The sequence below is a fragment of the Agrobacterium bohemicum genome, from assembly GCF_001562555.1.
GTDB lineage: Bacteria > Pseudomonadota > Alphaproteobacteria > Rhizobiales > Rhizobiaceae > Agrobacterium > Agrobacterium bohemicum.
This window is the reverse complement of the sequence record NZ_KQ961034.1, coordinates 50455-74350: the sequence shown is the minus strand read 5'-3', so window position 1 is coordinate 74350 and position 23896 is coordinate 50455. Positions and strand designations below refer to the sequence as shown.

At 52.3% G+C, this 23896-nt stretch carries 28 protein-coding genes; 16 read left to right on the top strand and 12 right to left on the bottom strand.

Going from position 1 to position 23896, the window contains the following annotated elements:
• Nucleotides 1-50: 50 nt before the first annotated feature.
• Both ATO67_RS18305 and ATO67_RS18300 read right to left on the bottom strand, forming a co-directional pair.
• A complete protein-coding gene (locus ATO67_RS18305; RefSeq protein WP_067652602.1) occupies nt 51-353 on the bottom strand; it encodes a hypothetical protein in 303 nt (100 codons plus the stop codon).
• A complete protein-coding gene (locus ATO67_RS18300) occupies nt 353-1225 on the bottom strand; it encodes a phage integrase N-terminal domain-containing protein (protein ID WP_067652601.1) in 873 nt (290 codons plus the stop codon). Before ATO67_RS18300 ends, ATO67_RS18305 begins: the two co-directional genes overlap by 1 nt.
• Before the next feature lie 1035 nt (nt 1226-2260).
• On the opposite strand from ATO67_RS18300, the gene ATO67_RS18295 reads away from it, so the two are divergent.
• The 5 genes from ATO67_RS18295 to ATO67_RS22535 all read left to right on the top strand — a co-directional run bounded on the left by ATO67_RS18295 (nt 2261) and on the right by ATO67_RS22535 (nt 5467).
• Nucleotides 2261-2476, top strand: coding sequence for a hypothetical protein (locus tag ATO67_RS18295; protein WP_067652599.1), 216 nt, complete (start codon nt 2261-2263; stop codon nt 2474-2476).
• Nucleotides 2476-2955, top strand: a complete 480-nt coding sequence (locus ATO67_RS18290; protein ID WP_067652597.1) for a class I SAM-dependent methyltransferase — start codon at nt 2476-2478, stop codon at nt 2953-2955. The genes ATO67_RS18295 and ATO67_RS18290 overlap by 1 nt, the downstream gene beginning before the upstream one ends.
• A 337-nt stretch (nt 2956-3292) precedes the next feature.
• Nucleotides 3293-4036, top strand: coding sequence for a hypothetical protein (locus ATO67_RS18285; RefSeq protein WP_067652595.1), 744 nt, complete (start codon nt 3293-3295; stop codon nt 4034-4036).
• A 70-nt stretch (nt 4037-4106) separates the two neighbouring features.
• On the top strand, nt 4107-4790 hold the full coding sequence (locus tag ATO67_RS18280; RefSeq protein WP_067652593.1) for a glycoside hydrolase family 19 protein: 684 nt from the start codon (nt 4107-4109) through the stop codon (nt 4788-4790).
• A 14-nt stretch (nt 4791-4804) separates the two neighbouring features.
• Nucleotides 4805-5467 (top strand): DUF2272 domain-containing protein, encoded by a 663-nt coding sequence (locus tag ATO67_RS22535; protein WP_082760328.1) that lies wholly within the window; start codon nt 4805-4807, stop codon nt 5465-5467.
• A 230-nt stretch (nt 5468-5697) separates the two neighbouring features.
• On the opposite strand, the gene ATO67_RS18270 is transcribed toward ATO67_RS22535, so the two are convergent.
• From ATO67_RS18270 to ATO67_RS18260, 3 genes are read right to left on the bottom strand one after another with little or no spacing between them, the layout of a single operon-like run.
• The gene (locus tag ATO67_RS18270) at nt 5698-6483 is read right to left on the bottom strand and encodes a hypothetical protein (RefSeq protein WP_067652589.1); all 786 of its coding nucleotides are present in this window, start codon (nt 6481-6483) and stop codon (nt 5698-5700) included.
• A gap of 41 nt (nt 6484-6524) precedes the next feature.
• A complete protein-coding gene (locus ATO67_RS18265; RefSeq protein ID WP_158667372.1) occupies nt 6525-7010 on the bottom strand; it encodes a hypothetical protein in 486 nt (161 codons plus the stop codon).
• The gene (locus ATO67_RS18260; RefSeq protein ID WP_067652585.1) at nt 6982-7527 is read right to left on the bottom strand and encodes a recombinase family protein; all 546 of its coding nucleotides are present in this window, start codon (nt 7525-7527) and stop codon (nt 6982-6984) included. Before ATO67_RS18260 ends, ATO67_RS18265 begins: the two co-directional genes overlap by 29 nt.
• Nucleotides 7528-7829: 302 nt before the next feature.
• On the opposite strand from ATO67_RS18260, the gene ATO67_RS18255 reads away from it, so the two are divergent.
• From ATO67_RS18255 to ATO67_RS18245, 3 genes are read left to right on the top strand one after another with little or no spacing between them, the layout of a single operon-like run.
• The gene (locus tag ATO67_RS18255; protein ID WP_067652584.1) at nt 7830-8597 is read left to right on the top strand and encodes a hypothetical protein; all 768 of its coding nucleotides are present in this window, start codon (nt 7830-7832) and stop codon (nt 8595-8597) included.
• A gap of 37 nt (nt 8598-8634) precedes the next feature.
• Entirely contained in the window at nt 8635-9411 is a 777-nt protein-coding gene (locus ATO67_RS18250; RefSeq protein ID WP_067652583.1) for a hypothetical protein, read from the top strand.
• Between the two features lie 33 nt (nt 9412-9444).
• Entirely contained in the window at nt 9445-9822 is a 378-nt protein-coding gene (locus ATO67_RS18245) for a lysozyme inhibitor LprI family protein (protein ID WP_067652581.1), read from the top strand.
• Between the two features lie 110 nt (nt 9823-9932).
• On the opposite strand, the gene ATO67_RS18240 is transcribed toward ATO67_RS18245, so the two are convergent.
• The 6 genes from ATO67_RS18240 to ATO67_RS18215 form a co-directional block, all read right to left on the bottom strand.
• Complete coding sequence (locus ATO67_RS18240; protein WP_067652579.1) at nt 9933-11423, bottom strand: hypothetical protein; 1491 nt, start codon at nt 11421-11423, stop codon at nt 9933-9935.
• A 183-nt stretch (nt 11424-11606) separates the two neighbouring features.
• Entirely contained in the window at nt 11607-11858 is a 252-nt protein-coding gene (locus ATO67_RS18235; protein WP_067652812.1) for a hypothetical protein, read from the bottom strand.
• A gap of 260 nt (nt 11859-12118) precedes the next feature.
• Nucleotides 12119-12571, bottom strand: coding sequence for a hypothetical protein (locus tag ATO67_RS18230; protein ID WP_067652577.1), 453 nt, complete (start codon nt 12569-12571; stop codon nt 12119-12121).
• Between the two features lie 65 nt (nt 12572-12636).
• A complete protein-coding gene (locus ATO67_RS22530) occupies nt 12637-13182 on the bottom strand; it encodes a thermonuclease family protein (protein WP_082760327.1) in 546 nt (181 codons plus the stop codon).
• Nucleotides 13183-13325: 143 nt separating this feature from the next.
• Nucleotides 13326-13721: a hypothetical protein gene (locus tag ATO67_RS18220; RefSeq protein WP_067652573.1), complete on the bottom strand. Its 396-nt coding sequence runs from the start codon at nt 13719-13721 to the stop codon at nt 13326-13328.
• 80 nt (nt 13722-13801) lie between these two features.
• Nucleotides 13802-15172: a tyrosine-type recombinase/integrase gene (locus ATO67_RS18215; protein ID WP_245304029.1), complete on the bottom strand. Its 1371-nt coding sequence runs from the start codon at nt 15170-15172 to the stop codon at nt 13802-13804.
• A gap of 398 nt (nt 15173-15570) precedes the next feature.
• On the opposite strand from ATO67_RS18215, the gene drt3a reads away from it, so the two are divergent.
• The 8 genes from drt3a (at nt 15571) to ATO67_RS22525 (ending at nt 22462) form a co-directional block, all read left to right on the top strand.
• The gene (gene drt3a / locus ATO67_RS18210) at nt 15571-16917 is read left to right on the top strand and encodes an antiviral reverse transcriptase Drt3a (RefSeq protein ID WP_067652571.1); all 1347 of its coding nucleotides are present in this window, start codon (nt 15571-15573) and stop codon (nt 16915-16917) included.
• Nucleotides 16910-18982, top strand: coding sequence for an antiviral reverse transcriptase Drt3b (gene drt3b / locus ATO67_RS18205; protein WP_067652569.1), 2073 nt, complete (start codon nt 16910-16912; stop codon nt 18980-18982). Before drt3a ends, drt3b begins: the two co-directional genes overlap by 8 nt.
• A gap of 463 nt (nt 18983-19445) precedes the next feature.
• A complete protein-coding gene (locus ATO67_RS18200) occupies nt 19446-19778 on the top strand; it encodes a DUF3768 domain-containing protein (RefSeq protein WP_067652567.1) in 333 nt (110 codons plus the stop codon).
• 200 nt (nt 19779-19978) lie between these two features.
• The gene (locus ATO67_RS18195; RefSeq protein ID WP_067652565.1) at nt 19979-20257 is read left to right on the top strand and encodes a ribbon-helix-helix domain-containing protein; all 279 of its coding nucleotides are present in this window, start codon (nt 19979-19981) and stop codon (nt 20255-20257) included.
• The gene (locus tag ATO67_RS18190; protein ID WP_067652562.1) at nt 20258-20566 is read left to right on the top strand and encodes a type II toxin-antitoxin system RelE/ParE family toxin; all 309 of its coding nucleotides are present in this window, start codon (nt 20258-20260) and stop codon (nt 20564-20566) included. It begins immediately after the preceding gene.
• Nucleotides 20567-20570: 4 nt separating this feature from the next.
• Nucleotides 20571-21326: a hypothetical protein gene (locus ATO67_RS18185; RefSeq protein ID WP_158667371.1), complete on the top strand. Its 756-nt coding sequence runs from the start codon at nt 20571-20573 to the stop codon at nt 21324-21326.
• Nucleotides 21298-21813 (top strand): GNAT family N-acetyltransferase, encoded by a 516-nt coding sequence (locus ATO67_RS18180; RefSeq protein ID WP_067652558.1) that lies wholly within the window; start codon nt 21298-21300, stop codon nt 21811-21813. The genes ATO67_RS18185 and ATO67_RS18180 overlap by 29 nt, the downstream gene beginning before the upstream one ends.
• A gap of 418 nt (nt 21814-22231) precedes the next feature.
• Nucleotides 22232-22462 carry a hypothetical protein gene (locus ATO67_RS22525; RefSeq protein WP_082760326.1) on the top strand — a complete coding sequence of 77 codons (231 nt, stop codon included), beginning with the start codon at nt 22232-22234 and terminating at the stop codon, nt 22460-22462.
• Between the two features lie 99 nt (nt 22463-22561).
• Here the strand turns inward: ATO67_RS22525 and ATO67_RS18175 are convergent, their stop codons facing one another.
• Nucleotides 22562-23776, bottom strand: coding sequence for a YcbK family protein (locus ATO67_RS18175; protein WP_067652554.1), 1215 nt, complete (start codon nt 23774-23776; stop codon nt 22562-22564).
• Nucleotides 23777-23896: the final 120 nt, after the last annotated feature.

Sequence of the window (23896 nt, the reverse complement as noted above, 5' to 3'; positions counted from 1 at the left end):
AGAGAAGAAACTTAGTCAGTTCGGCCGATTTTCTTAGGGAACTACTCAACTTACCATAATACCACTAACTCCGGATGCTCCGTCGCAATCGAAGGCCTGAACGCATCCTGCTCCAAAAACCGTGGCGGCCACGTATAGCTGAATTTCTCTTGATCCAACCACATCTCAAGCGCACGGGCCGCGGCGGTGCCGGACAGATCGAATGGTATCTCCTGCACCACGCGATACTGGCGATGGCCCTCCGCCGCCACGGCGTCGATAGCCGTGGCGATGGTGGCGGGGTTGAACAGTTTCTTGGCGTACTGGGCGCGGTGGTTCATGGCCATCAGAACATTGCCGTCGGAACGTTTCATCAGAATGCACTCCCCAGATAGATATCGGTGATCTTGAGACGGCCATGGCCCAGTTCGGCAGAAATCTGCCGACGCGCGGCGCGGTCGGCTTCGCGCTCAGTCTGGGTCATGGTTGCCCAGTTCTTGCCACCTGCCAGCGGGCATACCTGTCCGCTCAGTGCCACGTAGCGCTTTTGCGCATACGCATGGCGCAGACCGTGCGTATTCCGCAGGTTCACCTTGAGGGTCTGGTATTCAAACCGCTTGAGGTGTTCGATGTAGCTGAGGTGTGCCGGTATCAGCGAGCCGCGACCGGGCATGAGTTTCATGACGTGCTGGAGAACCTGGCGCTGTTCCAGCGTGGTAATTGGCACGGTGCGAGCCCTGCCCCCTTTGGTCCAGCTGCCTTGCAGCGAGATGTACTCGCCGCGTATCGCTGTCAGCGGCTGGAACTTCATCGCCTCTTCGCGGCGCAGGCCGAATGCCGATTGCAGCAGCAGTGAGGCTTGGATGTACGGGCATTCAATCGCTTTGAACTTTGCCGGGTCAAGTGTCTGGGCGCGGTTGCGGGTGATTTCGCCACGCTCCCCGACGCCATAGGCGGCGTTGTCACGGTTGACGACGTTCGGTTTGTTGATCTTCTCCGCCCACCAGCGCAGCCAAGTAAGCCTGTTACGAATACTGGCATCAGTGGTGTCGGCATCGAGCCACTTCTCCACCAGCGCTTGAATATGTTTCGGTTTCAGCGACGCGGCCGATGGCAGCTTATAGCCGAGATCGTCAAGGTCATTCGCCATAGCGGTCAGGCCGCGCCGGCGGTTGGTCTGGGTGCCATACGAGCCATCACGGTTACGCTGGCTCAGACGCACGAGGTCCATAGTTAAGTTATCCATCTTGTTCTCCTCCACAAAAATGGCGGTGAGTGTTGATGGCTGATGGCGATTCCTTGGAAGTCGTCATCCCGCGAAGGTCATTCGCGGCAGAAGCCGGAATGCGTCAGTCATGTCCTTTCGTCGGTAAAAGCCTCCCGAGCCAGCCGGATGGCTGGCCTGCGTGGTTTGCCCTGCTGGGCACCGGCACGGGTTCGCATGTGAACGGGTGTCGGGAGTAGGTACCGCTGCGGCGGCGCGCGAATATAATGAGCATGCATGATGCCCTCCTTTTTGCTGGGGAAACGGTGAGGTAGATGGATCAGCGTTAGGCGTGATCTAGCGGGATAATGAACGCACCCGGTTTGTAATTTCCAGCGGTGTGCGCTGAAAATGATCAGCGAAGCGGAGCGTTAAACCGCGCTCATTTGCGGGTCATGTGGAAACCTTTGCGTGAAGATAGCGGCTGCCGTGGGTTTGGCTGCGGTTCGTCACTCCCCAATAAATTGGCGAGTGACGAACCGCCCGCCGCCCGCATGTCGGATGTTGCACATCCGACCGGTCTCGCCTTTTCACTCCGCTGCCTGCACGCGCACCATGCAATCTCTTCGGCAGACGATGGGACCCTGCCCCGTTTCCGGTAACCCTCCAGCCGTGTGCCGCCGCAAGCGGTCTCCCGAGCACAGGCTGGCCGAACACCGGAGGTCACGGGGCTGATCGGGCCATCTGCCCAAGAGATTGCATGGTACGCGTTCCGCCTGCTCCGTTCCGGCGAGAATGCGGGCGACGGGAGGCTCGTGACGGTGCTTCGCGCTTCCCCCTGTCCTGTGGCGGGAACGGAAGGTGGCGATTGGCTTTCATGTGCCTCCCATTGGCACGATCACGCCCGCGACCGGTATTGGTCGTGGTTAGTCCCTGCGGGTCAGGCCGCAAGGCATCCAGCCGTATCCCAAGGGAGCCTCAGCCGGACCCTCCATTGCAGCCTGCCCCTTATCAGGGCCTTGAGACACCCCGACCGGTCGCGAAGGACGTGACCGTAAACCAACGGGAGAACCTGACATGAGCCAACCTAAAACCACCCTCCGCCCGACCCATGACGTTTACGTGGTGGACGGCGAAGGCGACAAAGCCTTCTGGACCAAAATCGGAGCCGCATGGCAGCACCCCGACGGCGACGGTCTCAACATGACCCTGCATGCCGTGCCGCTCAACGGACGCATCGTAATCCGCAGCGCCAAGGCCACGGAAACACGTAACCGCAAGGGGCGCAGCTAATGCGCCCCGCCAACTACGGCGTCCGTGATGGCCACCTCGTCTTCCCCGAGGTGGCTGTTCCCGAAAACACGGTCATCCATGGCGACTGCATTGCCGTCATGGCCGGATTACCCGCCGCGTCGGTGGACTTCGTCCTCACCGACCCGCCGTATATCTGCAACTACCGTGACCGGCAGGGCCGCACCATTGCCAACGACACCAACGTCGACCGGCTGGAGCCTGCGTGCCGTGCAATCCACCGGCTCGTGAAGCCAGCCGGACACGCTGTGCATCAGCTTCTACGGCTGGACCGCCATCGAAGCATTACCGTCGGCGTGGGCTGCCGCCGCGTTCAGGGCGCGTTGGTCACACTGAGCTCTACAAGGACTATACGTCCCGTAGAGAGCGGTCTGAAGCGCAGCACGAATTATCTGCACGTATTGTCACTAGGCGAGCTGGTGCCTGATTCAGCCATGGTCCGAGGTCAATGCTCTAGCTAAGGCGAAAGCACTTAGCGTCAATATTAGCATCGTGCCCCTAAACGGTTATGCCCTAAGTGCACGAAAAGGTTACGGACGCAGATTAAGAAAAGGCTTGAAAGCTAGGCATCGAAGCACTTCAAAATTGTGAGTAAAAATTGAAATTACCCGGCTAGATTTGATTAAAAAAATCTACTCAGAAGAGATTTTAATTTTTCCACTTGCAACCTGATAATACCAAATATATCATGGTTAACCTAGGGGATTAATACATAACTATCCGATTTTTTATGATTTCATCGCGAAGCGTTGCTTACGATGTCAGTAGCGCATATTTTTCTCCGTTCAGGAAACGCAGATGGCCACGATATCACCTATAGCTGCTATATCTCAGCTCACAAAACTCAACAAAAGTGCTTCAACTATAATAGTTTCAGCTATAGCAATATTCGCTGCTATATCTATTATTACGAACTTTAATATTGATATAAAAACATCAATTCTTGTGGCAGCTTATATAATCGGGATTGGAACAGTCCTGATAATCATCGCTAATATTATTGATGATAGGGTAACAAAATATATCATTGGATACACATTGACTGTTTGCTTTTGTGTCGTCGCAGTATGTTTTGTAGTGTCGGCGTTGTTTAGAGATCAGGGTATTATTAACCCAACGTATTGCTTGGTAAGGTTTTGGGAGAGATGCAACGTCATTGAAGACCGCGTCGCTGAACTCAATAGCCAAGCTATTGATTCTAAAAATGAAATTCCACAGGTTATATCGGGAAATAACGCAGGTGTTACTTCCTCAAATTACAAAGTATTTATCCAATTTGCTGGCCTTATTACACGCGAAAGTATTCAAGACTTGAATGCAGCGCTTAAAGCAGGTGGCTGGAGAGTACAAAGTGATAGTGGTGAGCGCATCAGATCAGCCGCAGGAATAAACGAGATACGATACAAAACTGGTGAAGACAAAGCTGCGGCTGAGGCCTTGGCAAAAGCTATATCGGCATCACGGATCGCATCTGTTCCGTTGGCGGTAAAGCAAGTTTCTCTCGTCGACACAGGAACTCTAGAGGTCTGGATTTCAAATTAATCATCGTAGCGAAAGCTGCCATGTATAGGTGGTAGATTGTACCATCACTGCTTTAAATTGGAGACATTATATGCTTCAAGTAACGCGATCCGACTGGAATGAACTCTTTCCCAAAGCTCCTCAATTGTATATCGACGCATTGGTAGAAAACCCTACCCCTCTACAAAAGGTTGGGATTACTGAAAACCGAACGCGCCTTGCCTATACTTTAGCTAATGTCGAGCACGAATGCGGCGGCTTCACCGTTAAAAATCTGACTGAGAATATAAACTACTCTGCCAAACGGATGGCAGAGGTATGGGACAACCGTTTTTCATCAGCGGCAGATGTTGTCGCAAAATACGGTTATGGGCTGGGATGGCAGAAGAAAGCATTTGACGACATATACGGAAACCGCATGGGCAACAGACCTAACACGAGCGATGGGTCACGGTACATAGGCCGCGGAGCACCGCAAATCACCGGTCGCGATGGCTACAAACAAGTTGGAAAAAGATGTGGGCTTAACCTAGTAGAAACCCCCGAGCTAGCCACTCTTCCAGAGAACCAGCCCGCGATTATTGCAGCCTTCTACGACTGGAAGCAGCTGGAGAAATACGCCGATGAGGGCAACTTTGTAGGTTTCGTTAAAGCTTGGAACGGCGGAACGAATGGGCTTGCAGACCGCAAGTCTGCGATGAAAGGCAATGACCCAATTATTGAACGTTTGAAGAACGTGACGTCGGCGATGCCGATCCTCGACAAACTTATCTAAAAAGGAGTTGAAATATGCCATCAGCATTCGTGAATCAACTAATTCAAGTGGCCGCAGATGAATGTGCGTATTTCGGAGATGGAGCAAAGAAAGAATATGAGAGCTCTGTTTTCAAACGCGTTGGGGAATATTGGACTAAACTAGCGAAACATCCGCCCTACTCTTCATGGGCTGGATACAATGGTCGCTCAGGAGTTAAGTTCGACAAAAACGGAAACGTCTCCTCTAATAAAAATCAGCCTTGGTCTGCCGCATTTATTTCATATGTTATGAGCGTTGCAGGCGCAGATAAAAAATTTTCATACGCCCCCTCCCATTCCGTCTACATCGTTAAAGCGTTGGAGCAAGCCAAGAAAACGAAACCGACTGAGGAATTCATCGCTCGCCGCCATAAAACGTACACTCCCAAACTCGGTGATCTCATCGCATGTGAACGTAAACCATCTATTGATCCGAACTTTGACACCTACAAATCGTACGTTGCCGCTGGTCAGTATGAAGCTCACTGCGATATCGTGACGGAAGTTCATGATAAGTTTGTCATCACGATTGGCGGAAACGTCAAAAACTCCGTCACTCGCAAGAAGTGGCCGCTCGATGGCAACAAAATGATCGGGAACCATGATCCTGGGAGCTCAACCTCCGGCGTGATCTGCATTATCGAAAATGGCCTATAGTAACCATCGTACGATAGAGCACACCGGCATTATAGGTAATGCGGAATCACGCGAGGCTAAATTACGCGTCGGATTTCGTCCGTGAGGGTGTCGATATCGCCGCTGAAACTGCCGATCATCGCGTGCAAAAAAGGCTGTGGGCGCAGTTGGTCTTCATTGAAATCAAGGCCCGCATTGCGAGTAAGCAATGTTAAAAACACAAGTTGAATTCGGCCATTGCCTTGTCAGGCTCACTGCGGTCTTTCAGCCAACTTTCTGACCGCCTCCAACAAACGTGCAGCTTCCTCGTCACGCCGGTTCAAGACTTTAACAATCTCTTCTGCCATGCGCTGGTCGTTTAATCGAAGCTCCTCAACGATCCGTTTGGTCTCCGCACGGCTTGCCTCTTGGGTGGCAACGATGTGGTGCGTAAGTTTTTCGAGCGATGGAAGCGTTTGGTCAGGCCAGACGTAACCAACGCCCATCGGTATAAACTGCGTTACGACCGAAATCACGATGGCGAAGACAGCAATACGAATAGCACTTTTAGCGGCATGATCAGTCTGTTCCGACGCCTTGTCGAATTTGTCTAGGAACTGGACGGCATGCGACTGAATATCGGTGGCTATTTTGGCAGCGCCGCCCATGACATCAAGCATATCCTCAAACTTTGACTCAATGTCCTTGAGTTTACGGTTCGTCTCCAAAATTGGATTAGGTGGAATCTTCGGCGTCACAAGCGCAGGGGCGTGAGATTTCACAACTTTTGGCTTCTGAGAGGCTGTGAACTCACCAATTCGCCTCCGCTGCGCGTCTATATCCTCATGAATCTGCCGTATGCTGCCTGTGGAAGCGATCATCGCAGCCATACGCGCGCGTTCTTCTTCCTTTCGCGCAAATAGATTCACCAGGCCTTCCGAGGTGGAATGAAGTCCCATCGCCTTCGCCATTGGGCTCACGCGCCCCTCCCCTTCAAACGTGTTTATAACATCTGAAAGCTTAAAGGTTTTTTTGGAGGGATCACGTTCATCGGTCATATAAATCGTCTCGGAAATCGAGTGAAATAGCCTGAGAGCACCTACGCGCTGCCTTTTGCCTCTGACAGGGCAAGCAAGCGGGAGAAAAAACTCTCGGAATTAAAGTGAGCTTCATCGTTGATCTCAACAAGCGGTTCTTGCGCCGCAGCCTCAAATAACAGTTCACTTCCATAAATCGCATCTTTGTCTGTACTTGGTAGCGTCCACGCCCCCAACTGAGAGTGACCGTGCATTTCCAGTCGCGCCAACGCCTCAAGGCGGAACTGGATAGCCCTTAGTAACGCACGGCGCTCTTTACCGGAAACGGGCTTATTATCCAGCAATCTGGAGAAAGCTAGCGCTGTTGCCGTTCCATCCTGCCTATCTTTTTCAGGTAAGGCAGCGTGGGCAGCGTTGGCTTCCACCAGCAAGCTGGCATCAATACGGGTCTCATTCACTTCGTCCAAAATGCCCAGCGTTAATCCTCCCAGTAGACACGTTCTAGTTTTATCGCGGAAATCACGTGATTCTGTGGATGGTACTTTCACTCACGCCAAACGCCCTTGCAATACGTCCACACGGTTCCCCTTTAGCCCGACGCGCGGCAACCATTTCACGTTCTTTTGGTCCAAGTTTTCGCGGTCGGCCAAACTTGACACCGCGCTGCTTGGCACGCTCCCGACCAGCAGCGGTGTTATAGAGGATTTTAAGGCGATGCTGGCGAGCAGCCCAGCCATAGACGTATGCGATAAGATCATCCGTCTCCGAAAACGTATCGACAAACGCCTCATCTAATAATCGCAAGGTGGCCCCTGCATTTCTAACGGTATTAAGAATAAGCAGCATATCAAGGGGATCACGCGCGACGCGATCACCAACTGTAGCAAGCAAGGTATCGCCAGCTTTCAGTGTTACCAAAAGCCTGTGTAGCTCTGGCCTGTCGGTGGTGTTTTTACCGCTACGCTTTTCATGGAACACGCACTCGCACCCGGCCTTTCTGAGCCGTTCAAGCTGGTAGGCCAAATCCTGGGCTTCGGTGGAGACGCGTGCATAGCCGTAAATCATGACCGCACCTTGCAAGGCAATTTTACGGGGACAGTGGGCAAAGCCATGCTGATAAATACTTTATATCAATTAGGTTTAATCCCAAATTGCACGCGTCACAAATCACGACTTATGCAAGTAGGGCAGATTCACAATTTGTAACTGAACCTCTATTTTAGAACTACTGAAAACTCTCGGTTTTTCTACTTGGGGCCGCAGGGACCGTGCTTGATCTGGCAACCGTCAAAAATCGTGATTTTTGATAGTCAAAAGGCTCCGTACCGCACGCATCCCGCGTAGCAGGCATTAACTTGGAGCCGTTCATGCGTGGCATGCGTCGTTTTCACCCTGTTACCGTACTTGCACTCGCATGCCTTTCCTCACCTGCCCTCGCCGATCCAACACCGGTGGACGTGGTCATCCCCAACTACGAGATCACTTTCTCTGAACTGCCTGAAAAAATTGATGTTCTCGGCCTGCGACCCGGAATGGACGAAGAAACCACGAGAAGTGTGCTAAAAAACGCTGGGTATAAGTATCAAGGGAAAGAAGGCGGTACCGACTGCACATTCCCCACGACGCCTTTTCAGCGGTTTAAAGTGTGCATCGAGAAAGACACCGGCGCGAGGCGCTTCACGTCTGCTAATCCCTTAGAAACGGTCTATCTAAAGTTCGCGCCGGTGCAAGCTGGTGGCAAGCTCCTAGAGATCATACGCTATATCGACTATCGAAACGCGAAGAGTTCGGCAGACATACCCAAGCCGGAGGACGTCGCAAATGCTCTACGGGAAAAATATCCAGCCCCGACGACAGGCACTAATTTTGACATGACCAAAATCCAATGCTGGGCGTACCGCAATGGACAGCCAGTGGAAGAATTTGCATGGAGCCAGACCTATTGCGAAGGAAATGGCAAAGTCGCGGTGGACGTCCGACTGAAGTTGTCCATCTCTGATCGCATGGATACGGTCCTCAGCGACCTTGCCGCATCCCAACAAGCGGAGGAGAAATACCGGGCTTTTCTGAAGGCGGCAACTCAGAAGATTCTTGAAGACAGCGTCAGTGAACGTGCGACAGCACCAAAGCTATAATCGCTCCTCCCACATCTGCTCCGAATATGAGGCCGCGATGAACAAGAATCTTTGCATACTTACTCTGTTGTGCGGCTCCTTGTTGACCGCACCAGCGGCGGCTGCGCAATCGGTTGCCATAGCCAACGCGTGCGGTATTCCGGTCCACCATGCGTTCATAGAGGTTGGCAAGCACGAGCCGCCGCAGGTGTTCACACCGGATAAAAACGACGGGCGCTGGGAGTTCAACTTCCTCGCCACCGCCACCGAGCCGCTGACCGCGATGTGCTTCCGCACGACCGACAAGGCCACCCTGTTCCGCGTGCCGTTGCCGGAGGGACTGACCCGTTGCCATTTTGAGGACAAGGCGCTGGCTTGCTCAAGTGAGAGCGTCCGTGTGGCACCGGTTCCCACCGAGCAACGCTCCATGGAGGGGATGCCCTCCGCTGTGGCGCAAGCTTTTCTGGCATGGCGCAAGGCATGTGGTGATACTGCCGAGGCAGTGTTTTCGGACGACTACCTGACGGTGGTCGATATCGACCATGACGGCGATGATGACTACGTTCTGAATGGCGACGAAGCCACGTGCGTTGCCGATGGCAAGGTCGTGTCCCGTAGTGGCGGTAACGGCGGCACCAGCCTGACAATTTTCACGCAGCAGGCCAAGACAGTCACGAAAGCGTTGGCAGTTTTTACGCAGAGTGCGGACGTGCGTGCCCATAAAGGGTTTGCTACGGTTGCGACAGCCGACGGTATCTACCGTCTCACCAACGGCAAGGCCGCAAAGATCAAGTCCCGCAACGGTGGCGATGTGGTTTACAGCCTCGGACGGTGAACAGGAGGCACAGCCTTGGTGGTACGAAGAGTTATGATGATTTTGGCATTGGTATGCCCAGCCGGGGCTGCCAATGCGCAAGGCGTATGTGGCGACGCCGCCAACCAGCGGGCCATCAATGAATGCTATGGCACGCTGTACAAGCAAGCCGACAGTCAATTGCAGGCCACCTATGATAGTCTACGTAAAAAGCTCACACCGGAGGCGGCCACCCGTCTCCGCGATGCGCAGCGGGCGTGGGTCGCTTATAAGGAGAACTGGTGCGCCTTGCAGTCTTCCACCGTTGAGAACGGTTCGATGTATCCGTCCGTCCTGGCGCAATGCCTGACCCAACTGACCAATGAACAGTTGGAGCGGCTCACCTATCAAAACACCTGCGTAGAGGATGTGGACTGCTGGCCGAAACGATAAATTACAAAACTGAGGCCTAAGACCCACCTTTTGCGCGATATCGGCGGTAACTAAAAATAGTCGCCCTGCATTATATTGAAGGGTGGGGAACAGCGCTCCGGAACTGTCGACTATGCGGCTTTGGAAGCTGACGGCTTGTTGTCTCGCCGTGCATCAATCAAAACTACATCGGGACTGTTCGTCAATTTGAGATCCTTCAAAATACCCCTGACTTTAGCTAACTCTGAGGTAGTGAAATAGATGATGGCTTTGATACCTGTCTTGGCGTCGCTGGCCTTCTGATAAATCTCGACCTGATTTTGAAGATTCTTGGCAAGCTTCGTGTTCTTAGCGAGCTTCATCTCTACGAGGGTCTTCTCTGTCCCTCGGCTTATTTTGAAATCAACCGGTCCGCGACCATCGTTGGCTTCGGCACCAAAATCGGAAGGCGTCCCAAACCAGACCAATCGATAAAGAACGTGCAGGTCCTTTTCTCGCTCGATTGGCACGCCCTTGTCGTTATAGAAGAAACGGTGACCGCCTTTGTTCTCGATGACATCTTTCAGGTACGCGAGGCGCGCATGAGCCTCCTCATATGTCGACTTGCCAATTTCATAGAACTTTGTGTTTGCGACAAGAGATGCTTGCAAGGCACGCAGTTGTTCAATGAACATGTACTCGATTGCCATGACCTTTTCCGCGCTCACATCTGAAGCGTTGTCGCCATTTTGCTCCTTAAGCCGGATGTAATAATCAATGATTTCGGGGAACTGCCGCATTGTTGCGACCGCAGCCTGAGCACGCTCTTTCTGCGTGGGCTCGGGTTGTTTCTTTCCGGGTTGTTTGGGACGGCGTTTCAGCGCGGTCTCGAAATAGTTAAACACAGATGAGCGCAATTGCACGTCAGGGATCGCGGTAGGAATGTTCTCGAACCCGTCGATCAGATCCTCTTTGTTGATCCAGTTCTCATCTCGGGTCAGCATATCCTTGGGCGTAAGTATTACATAGTCACCGTTCACCACCGGCAGCCTGTATTTCGCACGCGACCAGGCTTCGGTGTCGTAGTTGAACCGAGCGCGCTCAACCCAAACTTCACGTACGGCTTCTGGAGGTAAATGGGCAGCAGCAAAGGTTTGGGTGTATTTGCAAAGAAAATCTTTGATCAAATTCGTGGTAAAATCGCTGATATTGTCCCGGCCTACGCCATCAGAAACCAGGCAGACCTTTTCCAAGTGACTACTTTCGGTAATCTGCTCTTGCCCGAAATTTGGAAAAATAACGTTTAGGTTTGCATGAAGATTGCGCGCGAACTCCATCCCGAGACCAGCGCCACCATTTCCTGAAACTGAGAACCCCAGCCAGTTTTGTTTTACCTCTTTGAAACAGTACCAGTTTCGCAATTCGCCCTCGTTAACAGGGCCCGCTGCGGCACGGTCGCGCAGAAAGACAAGATAATTGATTATCGCTTCATGTAATTCTACATATTCAGGTCGGTCGCTATGAAAAAGCAGAAAGGGATCGATGAAGAGCGGCAGGTCATTTACAACTGAGATGTTTAAAGCGCCGTAATCCTCAAAAACCTCCGCGTCCACACCGAAATAGTCGCTGATAAAAGTTGCCATAAGTTCCCCCTTCCTTTTTGACAGTATAAAGGAAGTTAAGACTGAACAACAGTTTACTGTGTAAAGCACACGGTTCTCCCCAAATAGTTGTGAGAGCCGACCTCGTCATCAAATTTTGACTATTTCACTCCGCCCAACGCCGAGTCTGCGGGCCTCCCCTCACCAACGTCGTTCCGAACCCCGTTAATGAACGGTCTCTTCCGGCAAATCGAAGACACGACCAATAGAACGGAGATAAGCGGCAATTTCCAACCGCAAGTGATCGCGTTCGCCGTAGTTGTCACAGATTTCCTGAACCTCTCTCACCACGCGGTCAAAGTCTTCATCCAGTACGTCGATCTCCCCAAATACATAGGTGTCATGTCCCACCGCACATATGGGGCATCCTGTCGCGATAATCTCGTCTACGAATTCTGGGATCTGGTCTTTGCGCATTTTGGCCTCCATGCGAATTGACCAGCAGCCTTAATGTTCGGTCTAGGCGTGGCAATATGCAGATCTGCACTGCCGCTGTGGGTTGTCTGTTATTTGATGGCACGGTTATGCAATTCTGGCACAGATATGACAGCCAGACTTCTTCGGCCACGATAGGGTTTAGACACTTCCTGCGCTTCGGAACGTAGGAAGTACCCGAAGGTCAGAGAGTGGGCCGTCCTCTCCTGAACACGTAATCAGGAGGGGACGGTTTTTCGTTATCAACAATCGCGCCGATGAGAAGCTGTCTCTACATCTTGCATCTGGCACAGCTGTTCAAAGCTCAAAGGCGGCGCGACCGTGCAGCCGAGGCATTGAATCGGATAGTTCGGTTGACTCATTGAATGGAATAATTGCTCGTTTTCAACGTGGGTAATAAACCATCGGTGTACGGGTGTCTGACCTCTGACGGGCGTGATGTCGAATAAGTTGCCCTCTGGGCACCGTACGACAGAGTGCGGGGTGTATTGCTTTTGCTCGCCAAACACCAAAAGGAGTAGCCATCCCCTGACTGCCACATATCCACGGTGATGTTGCACATAGTAATCGACGTTCTGATGGCACTCGGACGGTTGCGGCTTCCAGTCGCCAATCGTGACGTCGGGATTAAACGGGACGTTGAGCGCTTCGCCACTCCGGGCGCACACATCACGCTGATACTCATTTCGGTTCATTATTGTTTCCCAACCAGTGCTCCGACGGCGGCAGTTTCGCAAAGCGCCACATAATGCCGGGTGGCCTAACTATCTTTCTGCAAGCGCAGTTTGCCGCGCTGACGCGCATCGGCACGCCAAAGTTTTTTTCGTGCATCCGCTGTTTCGAGATGCCTATATTTCCCGCCTGAGAATTTGGGCCAGTCCAGCGCCATGCCAGCGCTGACCATTTCAGCCGCCAGATCACGGCCATCCGACAAGAAAAATTCCGCGACAACTCGGTCGTACGACAATTCCGGCCTGATCCGGGCGGTGATGGTTTGTCCCTTGCAGAGCTTAACCAGCGCCCATTTGGCTTGTTTGCCATAGGGATGGTCGAGTTCGGGAGCATCGATCCCAGCAAGTCGAATATGGCGGCTATCGATGACAATCGTGTCGCCATCAACAACCCAGCACGGCCCTTGCAGAATGGTATCGACTGGCGCTAGCGGAACAACAATTGAATGTGGGGTCGCATTCTGCTGCGGAGTTGGGCGAGTCACAATCACAACCGGATGCGATTGTTTCTTCCATGAAGACGAGCGCCTTTTCCTCCCGAAAAATGCCCGTACTAAAATACGAAATAACCCCATGTCCCCAACCCACTACACGCATTGTTCCCTTTATCTGGACAATACCCACAAGTTGTAAGTGAGGGAAAGAGAACATCTCGCGGATAAGCGTGTACGGCTGAATCTTTCAGGCGATATCGCTAACATTGCAGCGCGCACTTCAATTACCGTCGACGGTAGTATGCCCCCCACGCCAGCCGGATATCGGCAAACGACCATTCGCGGCGGCGGCCATAGGCAGGGCTTGGACGGGTGTAGCAACTGGCAAGTCCGGTCTCTCGCTGGAATTTCATGAACCATGCCGATGATTTTGGTTTACCGCGAGGCGTGGACTCGATCTGGCGGATGATACCGCTGTGCGCCCAGCAGTCGTTCGGGTTCGGGATTGACGCTGGGTTTGTGAGGTATGTCCTCAGTCTCTGCAAAGTGACATCGTCCGGTGACTGGTGAAGGTCCTTACGCAATTCGGCCACAGCTAAGGCTACGCCCTGTCGTGCCGCCTCCCGTAGCATGTCGTTCAGTTGGATATCTGAAAGCACAATCGCACGAAGGGGTTCCATATGCCGATCCTTTCCTTATGAGGCATTAGGGCGACGGATACCAGTTTGGTCGAGCCTCCCTCCCGTTGAAATGATCCTGCTTAAATGCCTGCCAGTTCGCCAAGGCGCTGGGTTACAGGTCGGAGCGGATCGACAAGCCCGAGGTCGTAGATCATCGTCGTCTCAAGATTGCCCTTGTGATCGACGTAGTGGGAGACCGCTTCGCGGGACACCCCCTGCCCCGTCAGCATCAGCGAAATTGCGATGCGTTTGAGGTCGTAAAGTTGGAAGTGGTCGGGCACACCCGGTAACGCCTTAAACCGCGCCAGTCCCTTGCGGAAATTGTCGCGTGGCTTTGATGGATCAGAATGTGACGGGAACACAAGATTGCTACCGGGCCAACGATCCCGCTGGGCCCGGACCATTGTCGCCACCTTGCTGTGGATCGGCACTGTGCGGTAAGCGTATTCGTAGAGAGAACGCGACAACTTGATGCCTTTGGTGTTGTGCTTGTTCCAGATAAGCTGGTCCAGATCGAAATGCGCAAATTCGGCGTTCGCGAGATCACTAGGGCGAGCCATAGTAAGGAAAAGGACGCCCATGTAATTGCACAGCTCTGCCATCTGGTCATTGGCTGTAACGATATGGGCTTTGACGAGAGCCTCATCGCGTTTCGCGATACCGCTCAAGTCCTTGATGTCGGGTACGGCATCGAAAACAGGGTAAAAGATATGCGCGGTGATTTGGCGAATTTGCTCCATCGAGTAATCCCGCCGCTGGCGAATGACTTTGCGCTTTTTCAGCGGGTGGGCAGGATTGCGCATATCCACCAGTTGCATGCGGATGGCCCAATTAAACAGTGCCAAAACGTGCCGGAGCGCTGTGTTGTAAACGTACGGTGAGGTAAACTGTTTCTGGTAACGCTCGATGTCCAATGGTTTGATTGTGGATAAGGGCCTATCCAAGAACATCGTGCCGAGATCGGTGTAGTTCCGAATGTTCTTGCCCCTTTTGGTCGCGACCGTCGGGACGCGGCGGAGCCACTTCGCCATCAGCATGACAAATGAATGCTTGTAGCCGTCCGACAAACCGGAGACGTGGCTCTCCCAATAACGGTCTATCGCTTCGCGGACAGTCATGAGGTGAATGCGGCGTGGATCATTTTCATCAAGGTCAGGGTTTTCGCCAGCTTTCAGCCGTTGTTCGCGGTCTATCACCGCCAATCTTGCGGACGCTACGTTCAGGACGACGGTCGATCCCAGCGCTTTCCGATGCCGCTTTTGGTTGAAAACATAGGCATGCACGAATGTCTTGTTTCCAAGCGCCGTGACCCGCAAGCCCAGCCCCGACAAGGAGCCATTACGGATGACACCATCCTCCCCGACGGGGTAATCCCAGAAGATTTCTTGATCCTTTCCGGCAGGACACGATGACCCAAAAACAAACGAGTCGGTTAAGAACAATTTCGGCATTTCATGTAACTTCCATGTAACGGATTTATAGTTCATGTAACGCAGAATGTGAAGTAATGACGAGTGATCATATTGATAAAATGACGTAATAACATGCACTTGTTGTCATTTTATATTTCGAATATTTCGAAATGTAGCCGCTACGAATCTGAGGGTCAGGAGTTCGAATCTCTTTGGGCGCACCAAATTTTCCAAACAGTTACGTGAATTTCACCCGCCATTGCCAGGTTCATGTAACTTTGGTGTAACAGGCAGCTTTTCGCCTTTACCTTCCGATGTGCCCAGTTAGCAGACAGTGTCGCGGCAACATATCTCATCTCAACGTTGCGATTCGACACCACTTCGCACATTATCGCGTGTAACTACGGACTGATATAAAATGGGATGAGTCGCAAATAATGCTTGATCAGATGTTCACTGCGGAGAACTTCCGACGCATCTACGATGCTGAGAACCGCAAGGGGCTCGATCTGGCGACCCGGTATTTCCCAACACTCGAGAATCACACACTCGCGATTCGCGAGAAAGTGAAGGACATCCGCGGACACCGTGCGCTCGGATTGACAATGGCGACCGATGTATTTGAAGCGACGATGCTGGCTTTGAAAGCAGAATTGGCGGAACTCAAGAACGCCAAATCTACAGCGATCGATGATCTCATGGATGAGATCAGCCTGAAGGTACTGAAGCCCAATTTCAAGATCGACCTCTCCCAGAAGACTGGGCCGGGAGGGAAGCCGGTTTTCTGCATCGACGCGGAGCCAGCGACGTTTTTCGTCATCAAGCAACTCCAGCGTAACATCCATCGCATCTATGGCGTGAAGCAGGCGAACCGTCATGACTTGGTCTGTCAGCTTCGTGATATGCTCTGTAGCAGCTTTCCGTTCGAGCTGGTCCGTACCGATATTTCATCATTCTATGAGAGCATCGACCGTAAGCGACTGGTCGAGAAACTGGACCGGGACCAGCTATTAAGTCCCGCCTCGAAGAAATACATCAAGCAGGTGCTAGACTCCTACGGCAAGGTTTCTGGCACCGTGACCGGCGTACCGAGGGGCGTCGGGATCAGCGCATATTTAGCAGAGCTGTATCTTCGACCGGTCGACAAGGCCATAAAGGCGATCCCCGGATTAGTTTTATATTGCCGGTTCGTCGATGACATCGTGGCTGTATTCGCACGACCGCCCGCAGGCACAAGCCTCGGTTCCTACAAAGACCGTACTATCGCCATCTTCGATGACAACTCCCTCACGCACAATACGACAAAGACGTTTGAGGTCGCGATCGCAGATTCCAATCCCAAGGATTTCGAGTATCTCGGTTATAGTTTTAGCCCGAAAGGCGGAAAGCTCGAGATTGGCCCGAGCGCAGCGAAGGTGGATAAATATCGCACGCGCATGAAAGCTGCGTTTGACGCCTACTGGCAGGAAAGGCCCATCAGCCCGAGGATCGCGTACCGAGAGCTAGTGGGTCGCATAAAGTTTTTGACGGGTAACACGCGCCTCTCAAACAGCAAATCGCAAGCGGCTACCGGCATTTATTTCAACAACTCGGTCGTCACCGACTTGTCGAGTTTCGGTCAGCTTGACAATGAGCTAAAGGTACATATCGGCACGCTGAAAAGCACCAGTCTGCAAAAACAATTGAAAAAGCTCAAATTCACCACCGGCTTCGAGCAACGCAGATATCATAATTTCAGTACGAGAGAGTTGCAGATGATCGTAAGGGCTTGGAAACATGGCTAAGCGACGCGTCTCGCTCACCCACCGAAAACAGCGATCCGTGCTGACGGATATGCTGCCATTCGAGGTGCCGCCGACTTTTTCCAATCGAGGCTTTTACCGCTTTCTTCGGGACAACAGCGTCGAGATCGAAAACAAGCAGCTGCGCTGGGTATGCGGAACTGACGCCCTTGATCGAACTATGCGGCTGCTGTTCGGGATCGATACCACTTTTGCGATCACGACCACTGTCGTGACCGAATGGGGCAAACTGAAAACGCGCCGCTCAGTGCCCATCGGCAAATGCAAGATGGCAACTATACCATTTAATTTTCGCGTATCTCACAACCTAGATGGTCGTACATTAAGCGTTATTCATCCGCGCAATCAGGTCGCGGTGGCGAGCTTCTACGCAACGCATAGCGCGCTTATTATCTATCATACGTCTGTCAGCGAGTTTTCGATCCGTCGTCCGGTATCGGTGTCACGCTACGCATACTTCAAGGACAAGCTTCATGAAGAACGCCTAGATGGCGTCGCCGGGCTGGAGGAGGAGGATCGGGAATACGAGCAACTCGGCTCTTATTTCGTTTACCGGAAGTACCGCAACATCCATCGCTTCTTCGAGTCTTACAAATATCACCGCAGTGAAAAAAAGTATGATGCGATGGTGCAAATCGACGTGAACAAATGCTTTGACAGCATATACACTCACTCTCTGCCATGGGCTCTTCTGGGCAAGGACCAGACAAAGTTCCATCTTGATGATTCGAAGGCAACGTTCGGCGGGCGCTTTGATGCCCTGATGCAGGATCTCAACCATAAAGAGACCAACGGCATCGTCATTGGTCCTGAGTTTTCAAGGATTTTTGCCGAGATCATTTTGCAATCTGTCGATGCTGAATTGATCACACAGTTGGCTGAAGGAGCGAATCTTACTCACAAAGTCGATTACGAAATTTTCCGATATGTCGATGATTTCTTTGTTTTCTACAACGAAGATTCCACGCAGCTCAAAATTTTCGAGACCCTTCAGCAAATTCTAAAGGCCAAGAAGCTCAGTATCAATACGGCAAAGATCAAGCATTACAAGAAGCCTATCATCACCGAGATCACAATTGCCAAAGAGCGGATTTCGATCCTTTTGAACGGCGAGGTGAATCCGATTTGCGAGGAGGAGCCTCTGGCCGACGCTTCCAAGCCGCCGAAGCAGAAGCTGGTATGCGCCATAAACGCGAACCGTCTGATCATCAGGTACAAAGCGGCTATCAAAGAGGCGGGCGTCACCTACGGCGATCTGCTAAATTATACGTTCGCCATTATCGAGAACAAGCTCGAGAAGCTGTTCGAGGCGTACATTACAAGCAACAAAACGGACCGTGACCGCAAGCATCTTTCTAATGCCTTACTGGCAATTATGGAGTTCGCATTCTTTGCATACTCGGCAAGCCCGAAGGTCAACCACACCATCCGACTTTGCCGTATGATCACGGCTTCGGTGGAGTTTCTACATGTTCAGGGGCTTCCCTACGAGCAGAAGCACCTCCTGTTCAAGTACGTCCACGACAACGTAATGCAGCAACTCGAAAAAAATACGATGAGTGTTCATCGTGAAGTCGAGAGCCTATACCTGCTCATTTCCCTGTCACAGATTGGTCGCGAATACTGGCTGCCCGTGTCGGTGCTTCTCCAGCACTTCCTCATCAAGGAGGAAAAGGATACGGGGAATTATATTAGACCCACTGGATTCATGAACCACTTTTCGATCACGATCCTGCTGGCATATATCAAGGACAAGGTCAGATACGGAAAGTTGAAAGCCTTTGTTGAGGCGCATATCATCGCGAAGCTCGAATACATGAAGGCACATTGCCCAAACGATGCTGAGACGCTGATCATGCTGCTTGATCTTGTCGTCTGTCCCTACATTAACGCAGTTACCAAAGATACCATCGGGTTGATCTTCGGACTGGATGCCGTAGGCCTTGCATCCGTTCAGTCGGCTAACGATCACTGGTTTACTGCCTGGGGCGATAAGTTTGATCTGGGGAAGGAACTGGACGCGAAGCGCAGCCGTGAGGTATACTGACGTCGGCGCTCCGCTTTACCCTTAATGGCTGTTGGCAGCCCACACACAAGCGCCCTCACTTCCCCTATATCAATTGGGGGTTGGGTAACTGGACGGTAGGAGCGGGCCGTCCCTTTTCATTGTAGTTGCGAACAAGCGAATTCGGTAGTTGGCTGCCTCCTTTCCGGCTTCCAGTAACGGTCAATATGTGTGAGGCTGGTTTTAACGACTTAATTGCGCAACTGAAAAGGGTCGCGGTGCCCGCGCGATATTTCGCTGTGTGGGGGCCGAGTGGCTTCGCCCCTTCTCTTCCCCAAACAGGTTTTCCGCCCAGCTTCCTCCATTACGCTGCGCTGCATTGCGTGCAGCCGGTTCCCCGCGAATCCCTGTTGTCCCCTTCCAGCCCCACCGCTCACGCGGCTCCGGGAAGCAGGACGGGGTCTTGTTTCTCTGTCCATTTCAAATCAAGTGAAGGGACAATCCTATGACAACAATCCAAACCACCCGCATCCGTGAACTGAATGACGTGTTCCGGACTACGTGGCTCACCGGCACCGTGTTGCTGACCTCCGGCATTCAAAGCCTTGCGGATGCGACGCAATCCCACATCGTTGAAGGCGTCCAAGACTTTAACGCCTTCACACCCGACAATGACCCCCATGGTGAGCATGATTTCGGCGCGGTGACTGTCGATGGGCATAAGGTCTTTTGGAAAATCGACTACTATGACCTGAGCGTGCAATTCGGTTCGGACGATCCCGCTAACCCTGCTGTCACAAAGCGGGTTCTCACGGTCATGCTGGCTGAGGAATATTAGGCAACGAACCGGAAGCCTTAGAGGAAGACGTGAACACTTCGCGCCTTCCTTCATCCTGTACGACCTTGCCACCGTTTTGGCGATTGTTGTATGTTGCTTCCATAAATCGAGCCCCAGATTTCCATTCATCGCACCGTCAGGAAAGTGTAGGATTAAATCGTGTCGCGTGTTATAAATAGGTAGAAACGAAAGTGACGACCATGCGCACCACGCAATCATTAAGTATCACCCTCCCCATCGACATGGCCGAAATGGTCAAGTCCAAGGTCGCCTCTGGCGAGTACGCTACCGAAAGTGAAGTTATCCGCGACGGACTGCGCACACTCGCCGCGCGTGACGCCGCCGTGGAGCGCTGGCTGCGGGACGAAGTTGCCCCTGCCTACGATGCTCATAAAGCAGATCCTACACGGGCGGTTTCCCTCGATGAAGGCATGGCGCAAGTCCGGGCGCGGATCGCCAAAGGCGAAGGCCGCCGCTAAATGAAGTATTATGCCGTGCGCTTGTCGCCCGAGGCGCAGACCGACCTCGTGTTGATGCACGCTAACATCGTGGACAGGTCCAATTCTAACGTCACTGCCGACACATATATTGACCGTATCAGTGGGTTTGTAAGTTCGTTGAACGTCTTTCCAGAACGCGGCACGGTTCGTGACGAGACGCGCGCGGGGCTGCGTATTATTGGGTTTGAGCGCAGCGCCAGCGTGGCTTTTGTCGTAGAAGACAATGAAGTCGTGGTTTTGCGCATTCTGGCTAAAGGTCAAGAGTTCGACCGAACCATCAGCCTCTAGGAAAATGGCAGCGCAAAGCATGATGAATATCGGTGAAGAATTTACTTGGACGAATTGCGGAGCAGATATTAGCAAATACGCGAACACTAGAACTATCACTGATTATCTGAAACACGTGATTGGTCCCGCCATTCTCTCAATTGAAAACAAGATTGAAGAGTACGAGGCCCTAGGCGATGCGTACGCCATTTTTGGTGTTTCAGATCTGCAAAATGTAAAGCGAGAGACCTTACTTGCCTTCAGCTTGGGAATGCAATCGCTCTGGGAACGCCAATTCAGAAACTATCTCCGTCAATCTGCAAGTGAACTGAAGCCCAACGACAAGAAATTTGCCGAAAGATCAAAGGGCCCGAAGTGGGACGATCTGGAAAAACTTTTTGAGGAACTGAGGGGAGTCGAGTTAAAACGATTCAAGTCCTATTATGCCTTGAACACGTTAAACCGTTTGGGAAATGCGGCACGCCATGGGGATGGATATGCACTCCAACACTTGCGAAAAAACAATCCTGAGCTGTTTCCACTTGCCAACAAATTTTCGAATGAAGCGCCGCTTGAGATTATGCAAATCCATCTTAAAGACTTTGCATCGGCCATTTGCTCTTTCTGGAATGAGATGGAGCTCGTTCGCCTTCGCAGTCTGACAGCACGCGATACCAGAATATCAAAGGCAATTGAGGATTTAGTTACAGATATAAACGCATCTTTCCCCTTGGCTGCAATCGGCGGCAATAATGGCTCATCCGAAGCAGTCAACACTTGACCGATTAAGGGTAAAACAATTGCCTCAGATCACGAATCCATCAGACGCTCTTGAGCTTTTTCAAGAAGCCTTCAGCAAGGGCAATATCCCTTTGATGATTTGCAAGTTCGATCCTTCTATGTCGATGTGCGTGGACGAGCCCAACGGGAAACGTCGTATTAGCTTTGTAAAGGTCGAGGGACAGACGCTAACAATACTCGTTATGTTTGTTGTGGTCGGTCTAAGAGATGGCACTCTCTGTTTCAACATCGGCTATGCGGTGCCGCCGTCACATCAGGGGCAAGGGATTGCGAAAATGGCTGTTGAAAACGCGATCATAGAGATGAAAAACGGAATAGGTCGCCCATTTTACGTCGAGGCAATTGTTGGATTAGACAATCCTACCTCACAACGCGTGGCGAATACGACCATCTCTGAGCATGCGACCACTATAACGGATGATGTCTCAGGCCTTCCCGCTTTACTATATCTACGAAGAGTGGATTGACGACTGGTTCATATATTTCTTTAAAAATCACAGATCACATTTAGTTACAGAAGCTAGCAGCTATACGTAGAAGCCGCACACTCACACGCACATTTTTACGCACACTGAAAATCAAACTCGAAATAAAAAAATAGAATCAATATCTTACAGATAGGTCGCGCTGACTTTTAATGCGCGGGTCGTGGGTTCGAGTCCCACGCCTCTCACCACTTCCAACTTCCCCTTATAAGACTACTGACTTCGACAAACGTAGCGAGAGCGTCATTGTTACGCCCGTTCATCCTGCTTTGAGTTGCGCGCCTAGGCATTTGTTAAAGCAAATAATCCCTCTAGTTGAAACCAAACATGCTGATACCACATTGTTATGTATGATGAGTTCAGCCGATTAACGGCTTTGAACAAATTGGAGGAGGCACTTATGAACAACCGTACGATTACTATCGTGATTGCGGGCATCGTCGTGGTTATGGCGATTGCCTACTTTATGACGGGTACCAGCACCACGAGCACGACCGGGACGCCAGCCAGCCCACCGCCAGCAACTACGACTCAACCGTCAACACCTGCACCAGCACCGGCCACACCGGCTCCTGCTACCCCAGCACCGGCAACACCTGCGCCATCAACTCCGGCTCCGGCAACGCCGTAATCTATATAGCCGTTGGCTAATATCGAACATTGAATAGGCAAGAGATACAAACGCCCCGCTATTTCCATGCGGGGCGTTTTTGCGTTTGATAAGTTAATTTTAGAGGCTCTTAGAGGTTCTGCGGCAACGCCAGTTCCAGTCGCGTGGCTCACCCAAATCCATATGAACCGATTCTGTATGGCAGTAGGTGCCCACGCCACCCCTATCCGGTATGGAACGCAAATAATTTGCCAAGTCCCACTTGGAAACGCCGCTGACCTGAATGTCGGCCGCATCGCAGGTATAGTGCTTGGAACCTTGCGTTGTCGCCCTGGGCGGGCGATATCCGGACGTCACTGTTGCGGGCCGCCCATAATGCGTTTCGACTTCCTTGATTCGCTTGATCAGCTCCGGCTTGAAACAACCGACATTAACCTGTTCTGTCTGCACCAACAGCCCATTGGGCGCGATGCGGCTAAGGCCAGACAGCGAAGCAAGCTTCATCAGCCCCGCAGGCTTGTCGTCTTCTTCGACATGGGTATCATCAAACTCGTCGGACATCGTCTGGCGACCGTTGAGAGCGATGCCTGTGGCCTGCTGCGCAGAAACCGGCAAGGCTGCAATCTGGGTCAACCCCGCGGCACTGCCAGAGCCTCGTTTCTTCGCAGCGGTGGCAAAAAACGCAGCGATTGGAACGGCGGTCGTATCCGCGGGAAGGCTCGGCTTTGTCGGCGCAGCAGTGTTCGCCATCGCCTGCGCTGTCCCTGAAACTGCAGGAGAAACACCGCTCGCAGAATGCTGCTCACCGGCTTGCGCAGTAACGGGATTGGTGGATGGCTGAGGTGGGGTTACCGGTGCTGAGTAAACGCTGTTCAGCGCAGGAACAATTTTGGGCGATGGCGCGTAGGCCGGGACGCTTGCCGTTGCAGCACTAGCAGCAGGAGCCACCCCCGAGGCAGAATTTGCGTAAATACTTAGAGAACTGGCCGATATACCCGTCGGCTGTGTCGATAGCCCGGAAATCTGCGGTGTCTGTCCATTGACCTGCTGTGTTGCCTGACCTGGGGCTGCAGCGGCGGCAGTGTGTTGTGCCGCAGTCGAATTAGATCCCGAAACCATTGCGGGATCGACGTAGCCATTACGCTGGCCCTGCACTGGGGCGCCAGCCTGTGCCGCGGAAGCAACCGCAGATGGCGCGGTAGCCGCCGGCATCGGCGCCACAGACGCATTCTTGTCTTCAGAGACTGCCGAAACGCAGCCGGATAGCGCCAGAATAACGGCTGCAGCGAGATAGCCCTTAGCCAAATATGCCGAATTGCCATTGAGGTTTTTCAAGGCAAAGCCTCCGCAAATGCGTTTAAACTCGACCAACCCTCTAGCACAGCGCTGCCGAAACTGGATAGGCATATTCGTCCATTGACGAAACCTGCCAGGCCAGCAACGCCAGCGCCGTTG